At 55.8% G+C, this 17,708-nt stretch carries 19 protein-coding genes; 14 read left to right on the top strand and 5 right to left on the bottom strand.

Features of this window, described 5'->3' with window-relative positions; translation table 11 throughout:
- Positions 1 to 57: 57 nt before the first annotated feature.
- Positions 58 to 3,270 carry a bifunctional [glutamate--ammonia ligase]-adenylyl-L-tyrosine phosphorylase/[glutamate--ammonia-ligase] adenylyltransferase gene (gene glnE / locus LA756_RS18235; RefSeq protein WP_224436157.1) on the bottom strand — a complete coding sequence of 1,071 codons (3,213 nt, stop codon included), beginning with the start codon at positions 3,268 to 3,270 and terminating at the stop codon, positions 58 to 60.
- 741 nt (positions 3,271 to 4,011) lie between these two features.
- On the opposite strand from glnE, the gene LA756_RS18230 reads away from it, so the two are divergent.
- A complete protein-coding gene (locus tag LA756_RS18230; protein ID WP_261362047.1) occupies positions 4,012 to 4,431 on the top strand; it encodes a DUF2617 family protein in 420 nt (139 codons plus the stop codon).
- Positions 4,432 to 4,473: 42 nt separating this feature from the next.
- Here the strand turns inward: LA756_RS18230 and LA756_RS18225 are convergent, their stop codons facing one another.
- On the bottom strand, positions 4,474 to 4,983 hold the full coding sequence (locus LA756_RS18225) for a hypothetical protein (protein ID WP_224436155.1): 510 nt from the start codon (positions 4,981 to 4,983) through the stop codon (positions 4,474 to 4,476).
- A gap of 119 nt (positions 4,984 to 5,102) precedes the next feature.
- Positions 5,103 to 5,528, bottom strand: a complete 426-nt coding sequence (locus tag LA756_RS18220) for a P-II family nitrogen regulator (RefSeq protein ID WP_224436154.1) — start codon at positions 5,526 to 5,528, stop codon at positions 5,103 to 5,105.
- 215 nt (positions 5,529 to 5,743) lie between these two features.
- Between LA756_RS18220 and LA756_RS18215 the strand changes: the two genes are divergently transcribed.
- The 4 genes from LA756_RS18215 to LA756_RS18200 all read left to right on the top strand — a co-directional run bounded on the left by LA756_RS18215 (position 5,744) and on the right by LA756_RS18200 (position 9,452).
- Positions 5,744 to 6,388 carry a hypothetical protein gene (locus tag LA756_RS18215; RefSeq protein ID WP_224436153.1) on the top strand — a complete coding sequence of 215 codons (645 nt, stop codon included), beginning with the start codon at positions 5,744 to 5,746 and terminating at the stop codon, positions 6,386 to 6,388.
- 192 nt (positions 6,389 to 6,580) lie between these two features.
- Positions 6,581 to 7,534 carry a DUF1559 domain-containing protein gene (locus LA756_RS18210; RefSeq protein ID WP_224436152.1) on the top strand — a complete coding sequence of 318 codons (954 nt, stop codon included), beginning with the start codon at positions 6,581 to 6,583 and terminating at the stop codon, positions 7,532 to 7,534.
- Between the two features lie 80 nt (positions 7,535 to 7,614).
- Positions 7,615 to 8,619 (top strand): DUF1559 domain-containing protein, encoded by a 1,005-nt coding sequence (locus LA756_RS18205; RefSeq protein ID WP_224436151.1) that lies wholly within the window; start codon positions 7,615 to 7,617, stop codon positions 8,617 to 8,619.
- 35 nt (positions 8,620 to 8,654) lie between these two features.
- Complete coding sequence (locus LA756_RS18200; RefSeq protein WP_224436150.1) at positions 8,655 to 9,452, top strand: DUF4198 domain-containing protein; 798 nt, start codon at positions 8,655 to 8,657, stop codon at positions 9,450 to 9,452.
- A gap of 157 nt (positions 9,453 to 9,609) precedes the next feature.
- Here the strand turns inward: LA756_RS18200 and LA756_RS18195 are convergent, their stop codons facing one another.
- On the bottom strand, positions 9,610 to 10,251 hold the full coding sequence (locus tag LA756_RS18195) for a tetratricopeptide repeat protein (protein ID WP_224436149.1): 642 nt from the start codon (positions 10,249 to 10,251) through the stop codon (positions 9,610 to 9,612).
- 258 nt (positions 10,252 to 10,509) lie between these two features.
- Here LA756_RS18195 and LA756_RS18190 point away from each other — a divergent pair, with 258 nt between their 5' ends.
- The 5 genes from LA756_RS18190 to LA756_RS18170 all read left to right on the top strand — a co-directional run bounded on the left by LA756_RS18190 (position 10,510) and on the right by LA756_RS18170 (position 14,536).
- Positions 10,510 to 10,776, top strand: a complete 267-nt coding sequence (locus tag LA756_RS18190) for a hypothetical protein (protein ID WP_224436148.1) — start codon at positions 10,510 to 10,512, stop codon at positions 10,774 to 10,776.
- Between the two features lie 113 nt (positions 10,777 to 10,889).
- Complete coding sequence (locus LA756_RS18185; RefSeq protein ID WP_224436147.1) at positions 10,890 to 12,095, top strand: iron-containing alcohol dehydrogenase; 1,206 nt, start codon at positions 10,890 to 10,892, stop codon at positions 12,093 to 12,095.
- A 151-nt stretch (positions 12,096 to 12,246) separates the two neighbouring features.
- Positions 12,247 to 13,077 carry a sugar phosphate isomerase/epimerase gene (locus tag LA756_RS18180; protein ID WP_224436146.1) on the top strand — a complete coding sequence of 277 codons (831 nt, stop codon included), beginning with the start codon at positions 12,247 to 12,249 and terminating at the stop codon, positions 13,075 to 13,077.
- A 170-nt stretch (positions 13,078 to 13,247) separates the two neighbouring features.
- Positions 13,248 to 14,042, top strand: coding sequence for a thymidylate synthase (locus LA756_RS18175; protein ID WP_224436145.1), 795 nt, complete (start codon positions 13,248 to 13,250; stop codon positions 14,040 to 14,042).
- Between the two features lie 8 nt (positions 14,043 to 14,050).
- Positions 14,051 to 14,536 carry a dihydrofolate reductase gene (locus tag LA756_RS18170; protein WP_261362046.1) on the top strand — a complete coding sequence of 162 codons (486 nt, stop codon included), beginning with the start codon at positions 14,051 to 14,053 and terminating at the stop codon, positions 14,534 to 14,536.
- 60 nt (positions 14,537 to 14,596) lie between these two features.
- Here the strand turns inward: LA756_RS18170 and LA756_RS18165 are convergent, their stop codons facing one another.
- Positions 14,597 to 15,487: a site-specific DNA-methyltransferase gene (locus LA756_RS18165; RefSeq protein ID WP_224436143.1), complete on the bottom strand. Its 891-nt coding sequence runs from the start codon at positions 15,485 to 15,487 to the stop codon at positions 14,597 to 14,599.
- 344 nt (positions 15,488 to 15,831) lie between these two features.
- On the opposite strand from LA756_RS18165, the gene LA756_RS18160 reads away from it, so the two are divergent.
- From LA756_RS18160 to LA756_RS18145, 4 genes are all read left to right on the top strand, one after another.
- Positions 15,832 to 16,212, top strand: coding sequence for an STAS domain-containing protein (locus LA756_RS18160; protein WP_224436142.1), 381 nt, complete (start codon positions 15,832 to 15,834; stop codon positions 16,210 to 16,212).
- 102 nt (positions 16,213 to 16,314) lie between these two features.
- Complete coding sequence (locus tag LA756_RS18155) at positions 16,315 to 16,707, top strand: STAS domain-containing protein (protein WP_224436141.1); 393 nt, start codon at positions 16,315 to 16,317, stop codon at positions 16,705 to 16,707.
- Positions 16,708 to 16,724: 17 nt separating this feature from the next.
- A complete protein-coding gene (locus LA756_RS18150) occupies positions 16,725 to 17,102 on the top strand; it encodes a VOC family protein (protein ID WP_224436140.1) in 378 nt (125 codons plus the stop codon).
- A 52-nt stretch (positions 17,103 to 17,154) separates the two neighbouring features.
- Positions 17,155 to 17,697 carry a YbaN family protein gene (locus tag LA756_RS18145; RefSeq protein ID WP_224436139.1) on the top strand — a complete coding sequence of 181 codons (543 nt, stop codon included), beginning with the start codon at positions 17,155 to 17,157 and terminating at the stop codon, positions 17,695 to 17,697.
- Positions 17,698 to 17,708 lie beyond the last annotated feature (11 nt).

Genomic DNA, 17,708 nt, shown 5'->3' with positions numbered 1-17,708 from the left:
TGGCACCCATTTTTTGAATTGGGGGCGTTCCAATAGGGGCTTCGATGGCTGCCCCAGCTATCGGGATGCTTTGTCGAAGATTTGATCGAAGCGGCGGCGGGTTTCTCGGGTCAGTTGGCGGCATTCTTTCAACAGTGTCGCGGGGTCTTCGCAGTCGAGCAGGTAAGCCAGCTTGGCGACTTCGAGCCGTTCTTCCGGGAGGTCGTGCCGAGCCGAGGTGTTCATCAACCGCAAACGTGCTTCGACCATGCGGAGGAACTCGTACGCTTTGTGGAAATGATCGTGGTCTTCCTGGCCGAGGTAGTTCTTTTCGTGCAGCAGCTTTAACGCGTCGAGCGTGTTGGGGACCAGGATTTCCGGGCTTTGAGCGAGGTACTTCATCTGCAGCATCTGGACGACGAACTCGATGTCGACCGTGCCGCCGGGGCCCCGCTTGATGTTGTTGGCTGACGCGGTCTCTTCCATGCGGAACCGCATCTGGCGGATCTCTTCGGCATCGGAAGGTTGCCACGGCCGGCAAGCGATTGCCTCGTGAATGGTTTTCTGAGCCGCTTCACAGCCAGAAGCAGAACCGAAGATCGGGCGAGCCTTGGTCAGCGCCTGACGTTCCCATAGTTCGCCTTGCCCTTTTTCGTGGTACGAGAGCAGGTCTTCCAGGGTGACCGCCATCGGGCCGCTTTTGCCGGTGGGACGCAGTCGTGGATCGAGTTCGTACAGCCGACCATAAGGACCGAGCTCGTTAACGCTTTTGATAATGCGTTGGCCGAGCTGACCGAAGAAGTGCTGATTGGTCGTGCTGCTCGCGCCGCGATGCCGCGCGTCGACGACCGTGTTGCCGTCGCCTTCGTAGACGAAAATGATATCGAGATCGCTGTGGTAGTTCGGTTCGGCACCGCCAATTTTGCCGAGACCCAGGATGATCAAATCGCACGGGGTACCGTCGGGCAAACGAGGTTCGCCAAACCGCGCGACCAGCTGTCGGTACTCACGAAACACAATCTGGTGCAGGCAAACTTCCGCCACGTCGGAAAGGGTTTGCAGCCGCGCGTTGAGATCTTTCTGCCCTAGAATATCGAGCACGCCCACGCGTAAGTGCATCAGGTTTTTGAAACTGTGCAGGATCGGCATGATGTCTTCCGCCCCGCGACAAAGTTCCAGCAGCATCTCTTCCAGGACGCCTCGGCTGGGAAGTCGCGACAGCATGAGCGAATCCATCAGCTCGTCGATCATGCCAGGGTTGCTGATCAGCACGTTCGACAGGTACGGACTCCCGGCACACATTCGCACGTACAAGTGCAGCGTGGCCGGGTTGGCGCTGAACAGCTCCCACAACACTTCCTTGCCCCCCAACGAATCGCTCACCTGGGAAAGGTTTCGCAGCGTCGAGTCAGGATCTGGCGTCTGCGAAATGGCCTCGAGCAGTTGTGGCGCGATCGCCGCGAGAAAGTGCCGGCAACGACGCGTCGACAGGAAGCGTACCCGTTCACGCGTCAACGCCATTAGGTTTTCGTACGCTCCTTTCGGATCGTGAAAGCCATAGTCAGCCAACGTTTCGTCGATGGCGTCGGCGGTGGGTTCGGGATCGAGTACCAAGTCGACGACTGGGGCGGTTACTTCTTCATCCGGAAACGCATCGTGCAGCAGGTGATCGAGGATCTTGCGGTTGATCTCGGTTCGTTCCTGAAATTCGTCCTGGAATTTATCGAGCGCCTTCCCTTCGTGATCGTCGGCGTAGCCCATCCGCATGGCCAGCTTGTTGCGCTCGCGCGATTCGCTTGGCAGGGAATGGGTTTGCAGGTCGAACATGATCTGCAAACGGTGCTCGACTTTGCGCAGAAAGCTGTAGTTGTCTTTCAGGATGGTCCGTTCCTGCAGCGTCAGACAGCCCACTTGCTCGAGCGTGTGAATGCCTTCCAGGGTGTTGGGCGTGCGAATCTGTGGCAAGTCGCCGCCGTTCAAAAGCTGCAAAAACTGAATGACGAATTCGATGTCGCGAATGCCGCCATGTCCGGTCTTTACGTTCGCGTCCGGGGCACCGGCCTGAGTGGCGCGTTTCTCGATGCGTCGTTTGAGCGCTTTAATCCCGGTAATGTCGGCGCGGCTCAGATAGCGACGATAGATCCATGGTTCCTGCTTTTGCAGAAACTCTTCGCCAAGGGTCATGTCCGCGGCACATGCTCGCGCTTTGACAAACGCCTGACGCTCCCACGTACGGCCCATGATGTCATAATAGTGCAGCGCCCCTTCCAGGCTGTTCAGCAGTGGCCCGCGACTTCCTTCCGGTCGCAGTCGCATATCAATGCGGTACGGCGTGCCGAGCTCGGTCGGTTCGGTGAGCAGCTTCATCAGACGCTGCCCAACGCGCTCGAAGTATTCCTTGTTGGTGATCGACTTCTCGCCGTCGGTGTTGCCGTCGCCGTCGTAAAGGAACATCAAATCGATGTCGCTCGAATAGTTCAGCTCCGACCCGCCAAGCTTACCAAGGGCGATCACACTGAAGCGCGGATCGACCGCGCGGCCATTGCGACTGCTTCGCGGCTTTGGCGAACCAAACCGCTGCGAGACCAACTTGGACGCCGCTTGATAGGCCGCTTCGACCAACGCGTCGGCCAGGAAGGAAATCTGCCGCGTGACGGTCTCGATATTTTGATTGCAGATCAAGTCGCCGTAAGCGATGCGTAACGTCTCGCGCCGCTTGTAACGACGCAGCGCCTTCATGATCGCTTTCTCTTCATGCAGCTGTTTCACTTCGGCGACAATCTCGTCGACAAGATATTGACGCGCCGCCGGTTGACCGTCGGTGATACGGACAAGCTCGAAACTTTCCGGATCGGTGATGATCTGATCGCTGAGATTTTGGCTGGAACTAAAAATGCGAATCAGTGTCGTCAGCGAACTGGCATCGCGTTCGAAAAGCGCTGCAAGACTGAGCGGACTGCGCGCACGGCTGAACAAACGCTCTAAGTTGTTCAAAGCCATGTCGGGATCGCTGCATACCGGAAGCGACTCGGCCAACTGCTGGCAAAGGAACGTTTGCAGATCGATTGGCAAATTCAACCGCACGAAGCTGTTCAAGTTTTCGCGGCCGCGCGCCGCGTCGACAATTTTCAGCTGGGAAAGCCACTTGCTTGCATCCTGAGAATTGTCCGCAAGCTTCGTGAAATCGGATACGGTCATGGTCGCTTGGAAAAGCCGCTCGTAAAAGTTCGTACGCGTGCGATCGACGATGTCTGCCGAGGTGCAAAAAGCAGCGTAAGTGCAATCAGGCACGTGGAATCGGTAAATTCTGAGAATGTCTATTCTAAGCGGAAAAAATCGATTCCGATAGGAACTAACAGGAACAGAACCAAGCAAAAAAGTTGACATTCCCGAGGATGCCGATTTTCGTCAAACTTATGGTTAGTTTTCAGTTTTCAGTGTTCAGTTTTCAGCAGGAAAGAATCAAATTCGCTTCGTAAGGCATGGTGAAAGCGAATGTCACAACCGCTTCAACAACCCTCACCCTAGCCCTCTCCCTGCCAAGGAGAGGGGACAAGAGAAAAAGCAGGTATGAGAAAGCTGTCATGGTGGCGTCTGGCTTCCCTCATGCTGAAAACTGAACACTGAAAACCGAAAACTTCCAACTGCATCGCTTCGCGATGCTCAAAGTCAAGTCCTTGCGAAAATTTTCGTGCGGTAAATAATCAAATTCGGACATGCCGGAAAACAGTATTCCTCGAGAATTTGTGGCGTGTCTATAATCAAGGACGCCGAATCGAACTAAGCTTGGTGTAGACGCACCGCAAACGTTCGCGTCGGTAAGTCATCGAGATCAGGAGGATCTCGCCGCTTTAAAAGCTTGTGCTGTCATTGTCATGGCCAAGCTGATTAACCGAGAAGGAGTTTTCATTGCTTTCTATCCGTCCTAGAGTTGCCGAGCTGGCCTTTCAACTTTACACAAGGCCACTACACCCTGAACTGTTCGAGACGTATCAAACGCGAACAGTCGAGCGGGCAGGGTACACTCTGAAGATGGATATCACCAACTGCGGCCATGTGCTTACGTGGCGGCACGAAGGTTTGACGCTGACCGAAGTTTGCACCTCGGCCCATCAAGCGCTGCCAACGAAGCGGCGAATCATGACCTATCAAATCAAAGGGCGTCAGAAAGATCAGTTCGAATGCCATGGCGGCATCCGCTATCAAACGAACTTTCAGCTGGAAGCGGTCTCGACCAAGTTGTTTCGCTTGTGCCAGCGCGAACTGTGCAACGACGAACGCAAAGTCGGCCTGGTGCACGAATTCGATTCGAGCGGTCGCATGAACATGGGCGCCGTCAGCTACATGAACGCCGAAACGAGAACTCGCAGCGTCTTTATCCAAGCCTTCCACACGTTTCCCGACGACAATGCGATCGTCAAAACCGAAACGTACTTTCGCCTGCCGGGATAAGCGAGGCGCTGCCAGGGAGTCCACTCGAAGAGCTGCTTGCTTTTAAGGACGTCCCAAGTCTCTGGCCGAAGGGGTGCTACGCTGTTGCTGGGCTCTGGGGGCGATCATGCCGGGGCGGGAAGGACCGCGGAAAAGTTGCTGCTCGGTCCGTTGACTTGGTGAGAGACGGTTTCGCATCAGGGGATCGCGCGTGGTGCGCTGCGTGCCGAGCCGCGGCCCCGTCAAATTGCGTAGTGGATCGCTCGAGGGCAACACATTGCCGGCCGCATCGCGAAGACGCGGGTCTCGTTTCTCTGGCAAGATCGGCAACTTGCCGGTGACATCGTACTCTTCGCGGATCAGTTGCTTCTCAACCGGATTGACCCGAGTTCGTCCACTGTAGAGCGTATCGAAAACCGAACGTCGCCGCGGCAAGAGTTGCGGCTGCAAGTAATAGGGAACGGCCGGAGTCGTACGAACAACAGGCTCTTCGCTGCGAAGCTTCGCCGAGGCATAGAACGTGACCGCCAAAAAGATGGCGACGGCAATCAAACCGATGAGCAGATGTCGCATGGGAAAGACTCCTTGAGTTGGATTCGGGCGGCACTGGCCAAACCAGTGGATAACGTGCAACCGTTTCACCCGTACGCACTGACCGAGCCAGTGGCACCCAAGATGGTCCTCAGCGGCGGCTAACTTTCTTTCTGCTTGGCTTCGTATTCGGCGAAGTCGATCATGTCGGCAGCGAAGGTCATCGGCATGACAAAGATCTTGCCGTCTCCCATTCGGCCGCTGCGGGCAACCGCCACAATTTTGCGAACCGTTTCTTCGACACGCGAATCGTCCAGCCACATACTGATTTCGATCTTGGGCAGAAACGTTTTGGAATATTCGCTCTCGCTGTATTCGTCGAGATAGTTTTTCTGCCGGCCGAAGCCTTTCACCTCGCGGACGTTCAACGCTTCCAGCGGGGCACGGCTGAGGGTGTCGAGCACCTTCTCGGCCAGGTAAGGCTTCACGATGGCAATGATTTGCTTCACGTTATTGAATTCTTTCGCATCGGGAACGAAATCCAAGTCGTACGACGCCTTGGCACGCAATGGCCTACGCCGCTTCATCTTATGGTAAACCGTCGATGCCCGGGAACGCTAGGCTTGATACCAAAAACGAAGCGGTTGGCTCGGGTGGTTTCAGTCCGCATCCCGCGAGCCTCAAATGTCAGCCGTTTCCGCGACGAAACTTGTTTGCCCCCTAACGGCGCATTACAATCGACGTTTCCCGCACGATCGGGCCCCACCGACGACTTCCTCCCCCGGAAAGACACTCTACCGCGATGCACGCGTGGCATCAGCTTACCGAAAAAACGCTCGGAGAACGTATCGTTACGTTTATCCTGTTGGGCGTTATGCTGTTGTGGGGAGCCGGAATCACGCTGTCGGTGCCGAGTTTTAAGGACACCAGCGTGCCGTTCATGTGCCAGGATCATGCGTGCACATGCCGCAATGCTGGCAACTGCTGGAACCATTGCTGCTGCTTCAGCCGGACCGAAAAACTGGCCTGGGCTCAGAAGAATCAGGTCGAACCGCCGGAATATTTTCTGGCTGAAGTCCGTGCTTCGATCGACACTTCGTCCGAGTTCTGCGGCAAAAAGGACCTGAAGCCAGACGTCTACGCCGCGCTATGCACGCTTCGGGGTGCCGATTCGGCGGCTGGAAACGATGCCTCTTGTGCCAGCGGATCTTGCTCTGGTTCGAGCAACATGCCGAAGGAAGTTCCCACTTCGCGGCCGATCTCGTTGACGAATTCGATGCAGTGCCATGCGTTGGCCAGCATCACGCTGATTTACTCACCGGTCCTGGAATTCGATCTGGGTGCCGGTCCCCTGGTGGCATTGGATACCGATGCGATGCCTCCTGGTTCTCTACTGCGGCCCAACTCTTTCCGCGCCGCCCCGGACCCGCCACCTCCCCGGGTCTAAACGTGTTTCTTTCCACCTGATGTTCCTGCGTGCGCTGCTGCGCGCGTGATTGCGCCAAAGCTCCGATCTTGCTCCCTCTCTATGGAGAAAGGATGCCAGATAGCGGGCCATACGGTGGAACTTCATCGCTTGGCGAGAACGAAATCTCGTCATCTCTTACCAACACGTTACATACTTTCCCAAAACATAATCATGAAACGAAACGCTTTTACTTTGGTCGAGCTGCTGGTGGTGATTGCCATCATCGGGATCTTGATCGCACTACTTTTGCCCGCGGTACAACAGGCCCGCGAGGCGGCTCGGCGGATGCAGTGCACCAACAACCTCAAGCAGTTGACGCTGGCCCTGCACAATTACGACTCGGCACTACGCAGCTTCCCGCCCGGCGGACTGGGTTATCCCATGGTTTGGTCGGCTCAGGCTCAGCTGTTGCCGTATGTCGAACAAGGAAACCTGCAAGACTTGCTCGACTTCAAATCGCCGCCGCTGGCATCGTTTGGAGGTCCAGCTCAAAACGAAACGGCCGCGCAAACGACCATCGACATGCTGCTTTGCCCGAGCGATAAGGACCAGGTTCCTGGCTCGATTTACGGCGGTATCAGCTATCCGGCCAACGCAGGAAGCGGCATCAACAACATTGGCGACAGCAGCGATGACGGTTCGGTTTCCAAGACCGATGGCGTGATCTTTTCGTTGTCGAAGATCAGCTTCCGCGACGTCACCGACGGCACCAGCAATACGGTGGTCTTCAGCGAACATCTGCTCGGCGATGGTGGTACGGCCGCACCGACGAACAACGATTTTCGCTTTCGCGTGATCGAACTGGATACGTCGACACAAACGACCGAATCGGCTTGTACGGCCAGTGGTGCTCCGGCGTGGTCGGGGCAACGTGGTGCGAAGTGGATCAACGGCCACCTCGCCGACACGATGTACAACCATTGGTACGGCCCGAACTCGAACAACCCTGATTGCCACAACGGGTATCACAACTTCGCGATCACGAGTGCCCGCAGCCAGCACCCTGGCGGCGTTCAAGTAGCGATGGTGGACGGCAGTGCTCGTTTTGTCGCAGAAACGGTTGCGATCGAAGTTTGGCGCGCCCTCGCGACACGCGGCGGCGGCGAAGTTGTGTCTGACTACTAAACCATTCGATGATTGCCGCATCGCGAGCGACCAGGCGAACGTCTGGTTTGCTGGCGGTGCGTCTTTAAGGAAGTCTAACCATGAAACGACAAGCGTTTACGCTGGTCGAGCTTCTGGTGGTGATTGCCATCATCGGAATCTTGATCGCACTTCTTTTGCCGGCCGTGCAGCAAGCTCGTGAAGCGGCGCGGCGGATGCAGTGTACCAACCAGCAAAAGCAGCTGGTTTTGGCGATGCATAACTACGAAAGCACCTATACCCGGTTTCCAGGGCTGCCGTTTGAAAGTGCCTATGGATTCAGTGTGCAAGCGAAGATCCTGCCCTTCGTCGAGCAAGGCAACCTCCAGGAGCTGATCGATTTCAGCGTCCCGCTGATGACCGGTTCTGGAGGAAGCCAACAGCTCAATCCGCTTCACGGCCCTGCCGCGGAGAAAGTCGTGGAATTGTTCCTGTGCCCTAGCGATGGGGAAGATCCGGTCTTCGACAACAGCAACACCGGCGACTACTCGTTTGCAGGCACCAACTATGTCGTCTGCACCGGTGATGGAACGGGATCGAACTACGATACCAGGGCCGCCACCAACGGCATGTTCTGGTGGGGATCGCAGGCCAAGTTCCGCGACATGACCGACGGCACTTCCAACACGGCCGTTCTTTCTGAGTCGCTGTTAGGGGACAAGACGGAAGGCAGCGGGACGGTGACAAGTCCGAAACGCCAGATGGCACGTTACGGAGGTGGTGGCATGGGCGGAGCCGGAGAAGGCTTCACCGGAGCACCGGGCCATAACCCCGACATGGTCACGGCCGCCAGCGGTGCCGGAAACATTGACGGCAAAGGGCGTGGCTCGTGGATCTGGGGACGAGAGCATATGACTACGTTCAATACGTACATGGCTCCCAACAACCAGAACCCTGACGTGCATCGCAACGGTTTCGGCTGGTTTGCTCCACGCAGCCAACATCCGGGCGGCGTTCAGCTGGGACTAGCCGATGGATCGGTTCGCTTCGTTGCGGAGACGATCAATCTAACGACCTGGCGTGCGCTAGGTACCAAAGGGGGCGGTGAAGTCCTCGGCGAATTTTAACTTCAACACAACTTCTGCATAACAAGGTAAATCAAATGAAACATTTTCTCTCTATCACTCTGCTGATCGCGGCTTTAGCGACTCCGGCGTTCGCCCACGATACCTGGGTCGAAACCAACACGAATATCATTCGCCCCGGCGATGCGATCTACACCGACTTGAAGCTGGGCAATCATGGAAACCATCACCGCGACTTCAAACTGGCCAGCAAGATCGGCCTGGAAGATCTGACGTGGGAAGTGATCTCGCCCAGTGGTGAGAAGTTCGATGCTCAGAGTGTCGCCGTCGACACCGGCTACGCCCCGAAGGAAGGCTTTTGGAACGCCAAGTATGTCGCCGACAAACCGGGCCTCTACATGGTAAGCCACACGCTGGATAAGATCGTGAACCATGGAACGCCGATTCGTGCGATGAAAAGCAGCAAGACGTTTTTCATCGTCAGCGAAAGCCTGGACAAAGTGCCTGTCGATTTGACCGGCTACGAAAAGCCGCTGGGACACGCATTGGAACTAGTACCGACGGCGAATCCTGTCGCTCCGCTGGGACCTGGTAAGCCGATCGAAGTACAGTTGCTCTTTCATGGCAAGCCCTTGCAGGACACCGTCGTTTCGTTCATTCCACGCCGCGAAACACTCAAGGAAGGATTCGACGAAACGTACGAACGAAAGACTGACGAGAACGGCATGGCCAGCTTCACCCCGAAGAGTGGCGATCAGTATCTTGTCGTCGTCCACGTGACCGATGAAGATGCCCAAGGAGAAGGCTTCGACAAGACAGCCTACAGCGCGTCGATGACGGTCATCGTCCCGGAACGTTGCCCTTGCTGCGGCTAGGGCGGTGCTTGTTCGTCCTGTGTCAGCAGTGATGCGAACGGCACAGAACGACAGGCGAAACGATGAAACAATACGGCACACGAATCGAGCATCGGTTCGTGTGCCGTTTTCCATTCTGAAGAGAAACCAACGTGGCACCAGGTAAGCTGTGCGTGAACTACTCGTCGCGAATCGTCATTTCGCCGGAGTAGATTTTGTCGAGGATATCGAGGTTCTTATAATCCAGTTTTTTGGCCGCGAGCGTCAGCTTGTCTCGATTGGCGAAGTCGTCGTTATAGTGATAGGCGATGGCCAGGTTCGCGGCGATGACAGGATCTTCCTTATCGAGCTGGTAGGCTTTCTCGCCATACTCAAGCGCCTTTTGGTCCTCGTGCTGCATCAGGGCGATGGTGACCATGCTGGAATAGGCCTGGGCATATTCGGGGTTAATGGCAACCGACTTTTCGTACGCTCGCATGGCTTCTTCGTTGTTGCCGTTCTTGCGGTGCAGCACGCCGAGTCCGGTCAACGCTTCAACACGACGCGGGTTGATTTTGACCGCTTTGTCGTACGCGCTTTGGGCTTTTTCGTAGTCGTCCAAGTCTTGATACATGTTGCCGAGGATGGTCCAGGCGAGATCATCTTTGGGGTACTTCTTTAAGTAAGCAAGCATTTTGGTGCGTGCTTCTTCGATCTCTTCGTTCTGATATTGCAACGCGATCTGGTCCAGCAGCACCGGATTGCTATCGGAGTTAAAGACGTTTTCGCTATCGCATCCCAGAAAGAGGAGGATGCTCAATAGAACTGCCAAACGGACCATGACGATACTTTCTGCGCAAGAGTGAACGGGGATGGCCCCCGGATGAGCTGGAAAAGGATTCCCCTATTGTGAGCGCAACACCCCCTCGGCGTCCACTTAGGCTTCGATAGCAGTGATACCATAGGCGAAATTTGCTGGAATTCGCCCCTGCCAAAAGCCGATCGCTTTACAGGTTTCGTTGACTCTGTCACGATGAACTTTCGGCCGCACCTGTTTGCGGTCTTCATTCGTTTCTTGCATGCGAAAAGGATGCCCCGGATGGCTAAGTCCTACACCAAACATCAGCAAAACATCATCAAGCGGTACTACGACAATAAGGACGCCATCGCGACGCAGAAGCTGCAGGAAAACATCACCGAGCTTTACCTGGCCGAAGGTAAGAAACGCGCCACGATCTGGAAACGCATCATCGGCCATCTCGAAAAGCTGGAAGTCCCCAAAAAGCAAATCGACCACCTGGTCGCCTCGGACGACGCCACCCTGGTAGCCAAGTACCTGGAACGCTTGCTGGCCAAACAGGGCTAAGCAGCTTCTGGCTGGTAAATGCGATCCCATGGATGCCATGCCGTCGCCTTTGTCGGCATGGCAATTTAATGGGGGTAGCCCAATACGAAGCGAAGGGAAGAGGAACAAATCGCATGGCACAATCCTGGAGCTTCTTCTCGGCTGGGCAGTTTGTTTTTGGCTGGGGTTCTCGGCAGGAATTAGGCAAGCATGCCGCGCGTCGTCGTTATCGCAAAGTGCTCATCATCACCGACGCCACCCTTGCGGGGCTGGGCATGGTGCAACCCTTGGTCGACGACATGTCAGAGCATGGGGTCCAAGTCGAAGTGTTCGACGGAAGCATGGCCGAGCCTGATTTAGAGATCGCCGAGAACGCGGCACTCGCAGCTCGGTTGTTCGAGCCAGATGCGATTCTCGGTCTCGGCGGCGGAAGCAACATCGACCTGGCAAAGATCACCGCGGTACTCGCCACGCATGGAGGCAAGCCGGCAGATTACTTCGGCTGGGATAACGTTCCTTCGCCGACCGTTCCCGTTATTGTCATGCCCACCACCGCAGGAACCGGGAGCGAAGTCACACAGTCTGGCGTGCTGACCGATCGCGAGGCCAGTTTAAAAGTCAGCATTCTTAGCCAGTTCATGCGACCGGCGCTGGCGATTGTCGACCCGGAACTGACGCTCAGTTGTCCGAAACAGGTCACCGCCGACAGCGGGATCGATGCGCTGACGCACGCGGTGGAAGCTTACCTGGCGAAAGACGCGTCAGACATTTCTGCCGAACCAGGGGAAGCGATTCCGTACAGCGGCAACGCGCCCATTGGCGAACTGTTTGCAGAAGAAGCGATCGCATTGGTCGGGCGATATCTTGTTGCGGCAGTGCATAACCCAGACGATCGCGAAGCGAGGGAAAAGATGGCTTTGGCGGCATCGCTGGCGGGGCTGGCGTTTTCCAACTGCGGCGTGGCGGTCGTTCATGCACTGGAGTACCCGATCGGCGGCAAAGTGCACTGTAGCCATGGCGGGGGCAACGGTTTGCTGCTTCCTTACGTGATGAAGTACAACTTGCCGGTTCGAGAAGCCAAGCTGGCTCGCATCGCGCAGCTCTTAGATCCGATTTGCGATTTCGCCAGCGACATGGAAGGGGCACTGCTGGCCATTCGCCAGGTCGAACAGTTAAAGAGCCTGATCGGTATTCCAGAAAAGCTCAGCGGCTATGGTGTGACCGAAGAAATGTTGCCTGACTTCGCCGATAAGTCGATCGCGATCACACGACTGATGAACATCAACCCACGCACGCCAACGCGGGACGATCTGCTGCAGATTTTGACCGACGCGCTATAACCGCGTGGTTGCTGCCTGGCCAGGAATCCCATAGAACGTACTTTCCATTGGGGGTAGTCCATGGTTGCAAACAACCAGGGGCACCCAACTTCAACTACGAACGAGAGCCCTCCTCTCGGCGCTTTTCCAGTTTGCGAGGAGGGAACCTGAGATGCCCATGTTCAAATACGCCATCTGCAACGAAACCTACCAAGATTGGAAGCTCGAAACGGCACTCGCCCACGCGAAAGAAGCGGGCTACGATGCGGTCGAGATCGCGCCATTCACGCTCGCTCCGACTGCCTACGACGTGACCGCTAAGCAGCGTGGCGAGATCCGCAATCAGATTGAAGACGCCGAGCTGGAAGTGGTCGGTCTGCATTGGTTGTTGGCAAAGACGGAAGGTTTCTATCTGACGACGCCCGATAATGACGTGCGTCAGAAGACGAGCGATTACTTCTGCGAACTGGCTCGACTCTGCCGAGACTTGGGTGGCAAGATCATGGTGCTCGGCAGTCCACAGCAGCGCAATTTGCTTCCTGGCGTTTCGGAAGGCGAAGCGATGAAGTTGGCCGCCGATTGCATTCGCAAAGCGATGCCGACGCTCGAGCAGTGCGACGTGACGCTCGCGCTGGAACCACTCGGCCCCGCCGAAGGGGACTTCCTGAACACGGCCGAAAAAGGCATGGAGTTGATGGACTTGATCGACTCGCCAAACTGCAAGATTCATTTGGACGTCAAAGCGATGTCGGCCGAAGAAAAGCCGATCCCACAGATCATCCGCGAAACGCACCCTCACATCGCCCACTTCCACGCCAACGATCCCAACAAACGTGGCCCTGGCATGGGAGACGTCGACTTCGTGCCGATCTTCCGCGCCCTGAAAGAAGTGAACTACAACGGCTGGGTCTCGGTGGAAGTCTTCGATTACGAACCAGGCATCGAATCGCTGGTGAAGGATAGCATCGCATACATGCATCAGTGCGAAGCGGCCGTCGGATAGGATGGCTTCCGTTTTCGGTGTTCCCTTTTTCAGCAAGAAGGCCGAAAACCAACTCTCAGCTGGGGTAGGATGCGCCCGCCGGTCGAGGCAATGACCATCGTCGCGTGACCTGATAAAATGGCCGCACGACGGATGACCATGCGTTCGTAGGAGAGGGGACGAAGTAACCGATGAAACAATATCTCAGCTTGATGCAGCGGATCCTGGATGAAGGGGTCGAGAAGCATGATCGCACAGGGACGGGGACGCTGAGCGTGTTCGGGCACCAAATGCGGTTCAATCTGGCCGAAGGCTTCCCCGCGGTGACGACCAAAAAACTGCACCTGCGGTCGATCATTCACGAGCTACTGTGGTTTCTGCAGGGCGACACCAATATCCGTTACCTTCGCGAGAACAAGGTAAGCATCTGGGACGAATGGGCCGACGAGAATGGCGATCTCGGTCCCGTTTATGGCAAGCAATGGCGCAGTTGGCAAACGCCCAGCGGGGAAACGATCGATCAGATCACGCAATTGATCCATCAGATCAAAACTAACCCTGACTCGCGACGACTGATTGTTTCGGCCTGGAACGTCGCCGACGTACCGAACATGGCACTTCCTCCGTGCCACTTGTTGTTTCAGTTTTATGTTGCCGAGGGCAAGCTCAGCTGTCAGCTTTATCAGCGAAGCGCCGACGTCTTCCTGGGCGTGCCGTTCAACATTGCTTCGTACGCACTGATGACGATGATGATCGCTCAGGTCTGCGATCTTCAGCCAGGCGATTTCGTCCATACGTTCGGCGACGCCCATCTGTACTTGAATCATCTCGATCAAACGAAGTTGCAACTTTCACGCGAGCCTCGTCCGTTGCCGACGATGAAGTTCAACCCGGACGTGAAAGATTTGTTCGCGTTCAAGTACGAAGACTTCGAACTGACCAACTACGATCCCCACCCCCACATTTCTGCTCCGGTCGCCGTATGAGAATTTCGATGATCGTTGCGGCCAGCCAAGACTGGGTCATCGGCCGCGATGGAGACATGCCGTGGCGACTTTCCAGCGACTTGAAGCGGTTCAAGAGCCTGACGATGGGGCACCCAATGATCATGGGTCGTAAGACGTACGAGTCAATCGGACGCCTCTTGCCTGGTCGCACGACGATTATCGTCACACGCGATCCGAACTATGCCGTCGAAGGTGCCGTCATTGCCCATAGCGTTGGCGAAGCTATCGCAGCGTGTCACGATGTCGACGAAGCATTCATCGTCGGTGGTGCGGAAATCTACCAGGCGTTTTTACCCTGGGCGACGCGGCTTTACCTGACGAAAGTGCACGCCATGATTCCGGATGGCGATACGCATTTCCCTTCGCTGCATTTCAACGAGTGGCACTTAGAATCGGCCGAAGAAATAGCTGCCGACGAAAAGAACCAATACGCAACACGATTCGAGATCTGGGACCGCCTTCCGGTCGAGTAGGTACGCCGTGCAGGCGCAATGCCCCGCGCGAAGCAACGAGTCCTTTGGCAAACCAGAGACCTAAGTGGTTTGTTTCAAGCGGCGGCCTTTGGCGGTGCTAGGGGCGCTGGTCAGTGGATTCTCGGCGCCGACAAGTGGATCCCCTTCGTTGACGTTGGCCAATCGCTCGCGGACTTGTTTGGCGTAGTCTTTAGAGAGCTCGAAGCCGAGAAACTTCCGGCCAAGCTTTTTGGCAGTCACCAACGTCGATCCGCTGCCGGCGAAGGGATCCATCACCACTTCACCCTCGTTGGAGCAGCACTTGATGATTCGCCCTAGCAATTGCTCCGGCATCTGACAGCCATGAAAACCGGCGCGTTCCTTGAATGTCCCAGCGACGCGAGGGAAGTACCAGGTATCTTCTTCGCTACTGAAGCTTTCCGGGGCATCCTGGGGCCGCAAGATCCAAGTATCGTCGGGAACGCGGCCCTTCGGATTGGCCCGCTTGTCGCCGTAAACCAACATGCGTGCGCTGGGGACACGGATCTCGGAATCGTTGAACGTGAACTTCTTAGCGTCTTTCGTGAAGTAAAAGATGTGGGCGTGACTGCGTGTAAATTTGCTTTTGCAGTGCACACCGAACGTGTAATACCAAACGACCCAGTTGCGGCAGTGCAGCCCGAGCGTGCGTGTGGCGAGCACTTTCAGTTCGGCTGCGAACTCGTCACCGATGGCCAGCCAAAACGCGCCGGTCGGTTTCAACACGCGCTGGACTTCCCGCATCCAGTTCTCGCTCCAGTCGAGATACTCGTCGACCGAGCGTCGATCGTCATAGACATCGTACTTATAGCCGATGTTGAATGGAGGATCGGCAAACGCGAGATCGATACTGCCGTCGGGCAGCTTCTTCATCTGGGCGATACAATCGCCGGTGGTCAAACCGGTGGCGGGTAATTCAAGCGGCGTCGCCACAGCGGCCCTCCTTGGCGAGAATCGAAACGGGATAGATTGTTCGTCGACTGAACCTTCCCAGTCTACTCGTAAATGGACGCAGGCGCAAGGGTTTCTGGATGAAACAGAAAGCCACTGACCGTACATTGAATTGCGAACGAGCTATTCGCATCGAGGCGTTATCTGCCCCGATTTCTGCCGGATGGGGGGCTGAAATGAAACTCCCGACAATCCCAGATTCTTTCCAGCTGCAATGGTTGACCTTCCCCCAAAGGTAGAGGATGCTTAATCGTTGAAAGGCGGTGCGTGGATCGAGCGTATTCTTCGATCCGCAATGCGATTTGCTTACCGAACAAAGGCCTGCCATGAACGATACGAACCCAGAACTGGTTCAGCACCATCTTGCCGATGAAATTCTTGTCCTGACGCCTCAGGTCGATCAGATGCGCGATACGGATGTTTGTTATTCGATTCGCGACAGAATGATCGACTTAGTGTCGCAAATCGACCATCGCCGGGTGGTAATCGATATGCAGCACATCAACTTCGTCAGCAGCGTGGGGATTTTGGCGTTCCTGAATCTGCGTCGCGCGGTACCCAACAGCGGCGAGCGGATCGTTTTTTGCAATCTTTCTGACTCGCTCATGGGCATGTTTCGGATTTGTAAATTAATATCTGATAACCCTGATGATCCTTCACCGTTTGTCTCCGTAGATACTCTTGAGTCGGCAGTCTCGACGGCGTAAAGTCCGCTCCGTCTGCCGATCTCCGAGAATCTCGGCACGTCGGCAGCTAGCACGTGTCTGGGATGGATCCCAGTTCTTTTAGGCACCGCGGAGCAAGGACGCATGAAAGCCAACACGGAAAAAACGCTCGTTTCGTACCAACAAATCGATGATGTCTGCGTCATCACACCGCAAGTTACTAACATGCGGGACGCCAATGTTTGCTTGGCAATTCGAGAGCAATTGCTGGAATATGCCCGGACGCATCGGCTGGAAAGAGTCTTAGTGGACCTGAACCAGGTTCGCTTTATGTCCAGTTTGGGAGTCCGCGTATTGGTAACTTTGCTGCGAGAAGTGTGCGAAGTTCAGGGCCGAATCATGCTTTGCAGCCTGCATGGAGAGTTGCGGGGAGTACTTTTCGTCTGTAGCCTAATAACAGATGATGAAAGTCAACCAGGACCGTTTGAGGTGGCCGCCAACCGTGAAGACGCCCTCGGCCGCCTACGTTCTCCCTAACAAGGCCTGCGCTCCCCATGCCCGATTTGCTACTCGAAGCCGTCAACCCAGTGCTGCCGTCGCGCGACGTCAAAGCCGCTATCCAGTTTTATGTCGAGAAACTGAATTTCAAGCTTTCGTTTCAAGACGCCGACGACCCGCGTTACGCCTCGGTGATTCGAGATCGAGTTGAAATCCACCTTCGCTGGCACGATTCGTCTAGCTGGGATCGCGTCGAGCGTCCGAACATTCGCATTGCCGTATGCGACGTCGAGCATTTATACAGTGTGTTTCAGCCACTGGGGATCTTTGCCTCCGATACCACGCTGCGTGATACGGCGTTTGGCACGCGGGAATTTGGGTTCTTCGACCCTGATGGCAACCTGCTGACGTTTTATTCCGACTTAGGAGAGTAGTCGTCGCGTTGATGACAATTCTCTCCACCCAAACGAGGACCGGCCCTACGCAATGAGTCATCCTCCGGTGCCGCCATTATCGTGGTCCAAGCGATTGCTGTACTTGGGCTGCGCCGCGTTCTTCTTTTTGCTCGCGGTGATCGGCATTGTCCTGCCCATTGTGCCGGCGACGCCCTTTCTGTTGGTAACGAGCTACTTCCTAGTGCGTTCGTTCCCGAAGCTGAATGATCTTCTGTTGGAAGCTCCTTACTTCGGTCCGATTCTGTACGACTGGGAAGTTCGCAAGGGAATCAAGACAAGCGTCAAGATTCAAGCGATCGCTACTGTCGTGCTCGGCTGGGGCATCTCGATTATGGTCTTTCCGATTCCGGCTTGGGCGATTTACGTGATGGCGGGACTGGTGATGACGGGGATTTACGTGATCTATCGCGTTCCCGAACCACGTCCGCTGCCGCCCAAAGAAAAACCTGTTGCCGGCGACAAGTCGGAGGTAGATTCACCGGAAGGATCAACGAATCATGCGGCACATCGACTTGAAATGAAACGCCGCGAATGGGACCGCAACCAACGCCAGGCTCAGCCGAAAGATCACTAGTTCAGCCGGCG

The organism is Bremerella sp. TYQ1, from assembly GCF_020150455.1.
Lineage (GTDB): Bacteria > Planctomycetota > Planctomycetia > Pirellulales > Pirellulaceae > Bremerella > Bremerella volcania_A.
The sequence above is the reverse complement of the archived record's forward strand: the minus strand, read 5'-3'. Positions and strand labels throughout refer to the sequence as shown.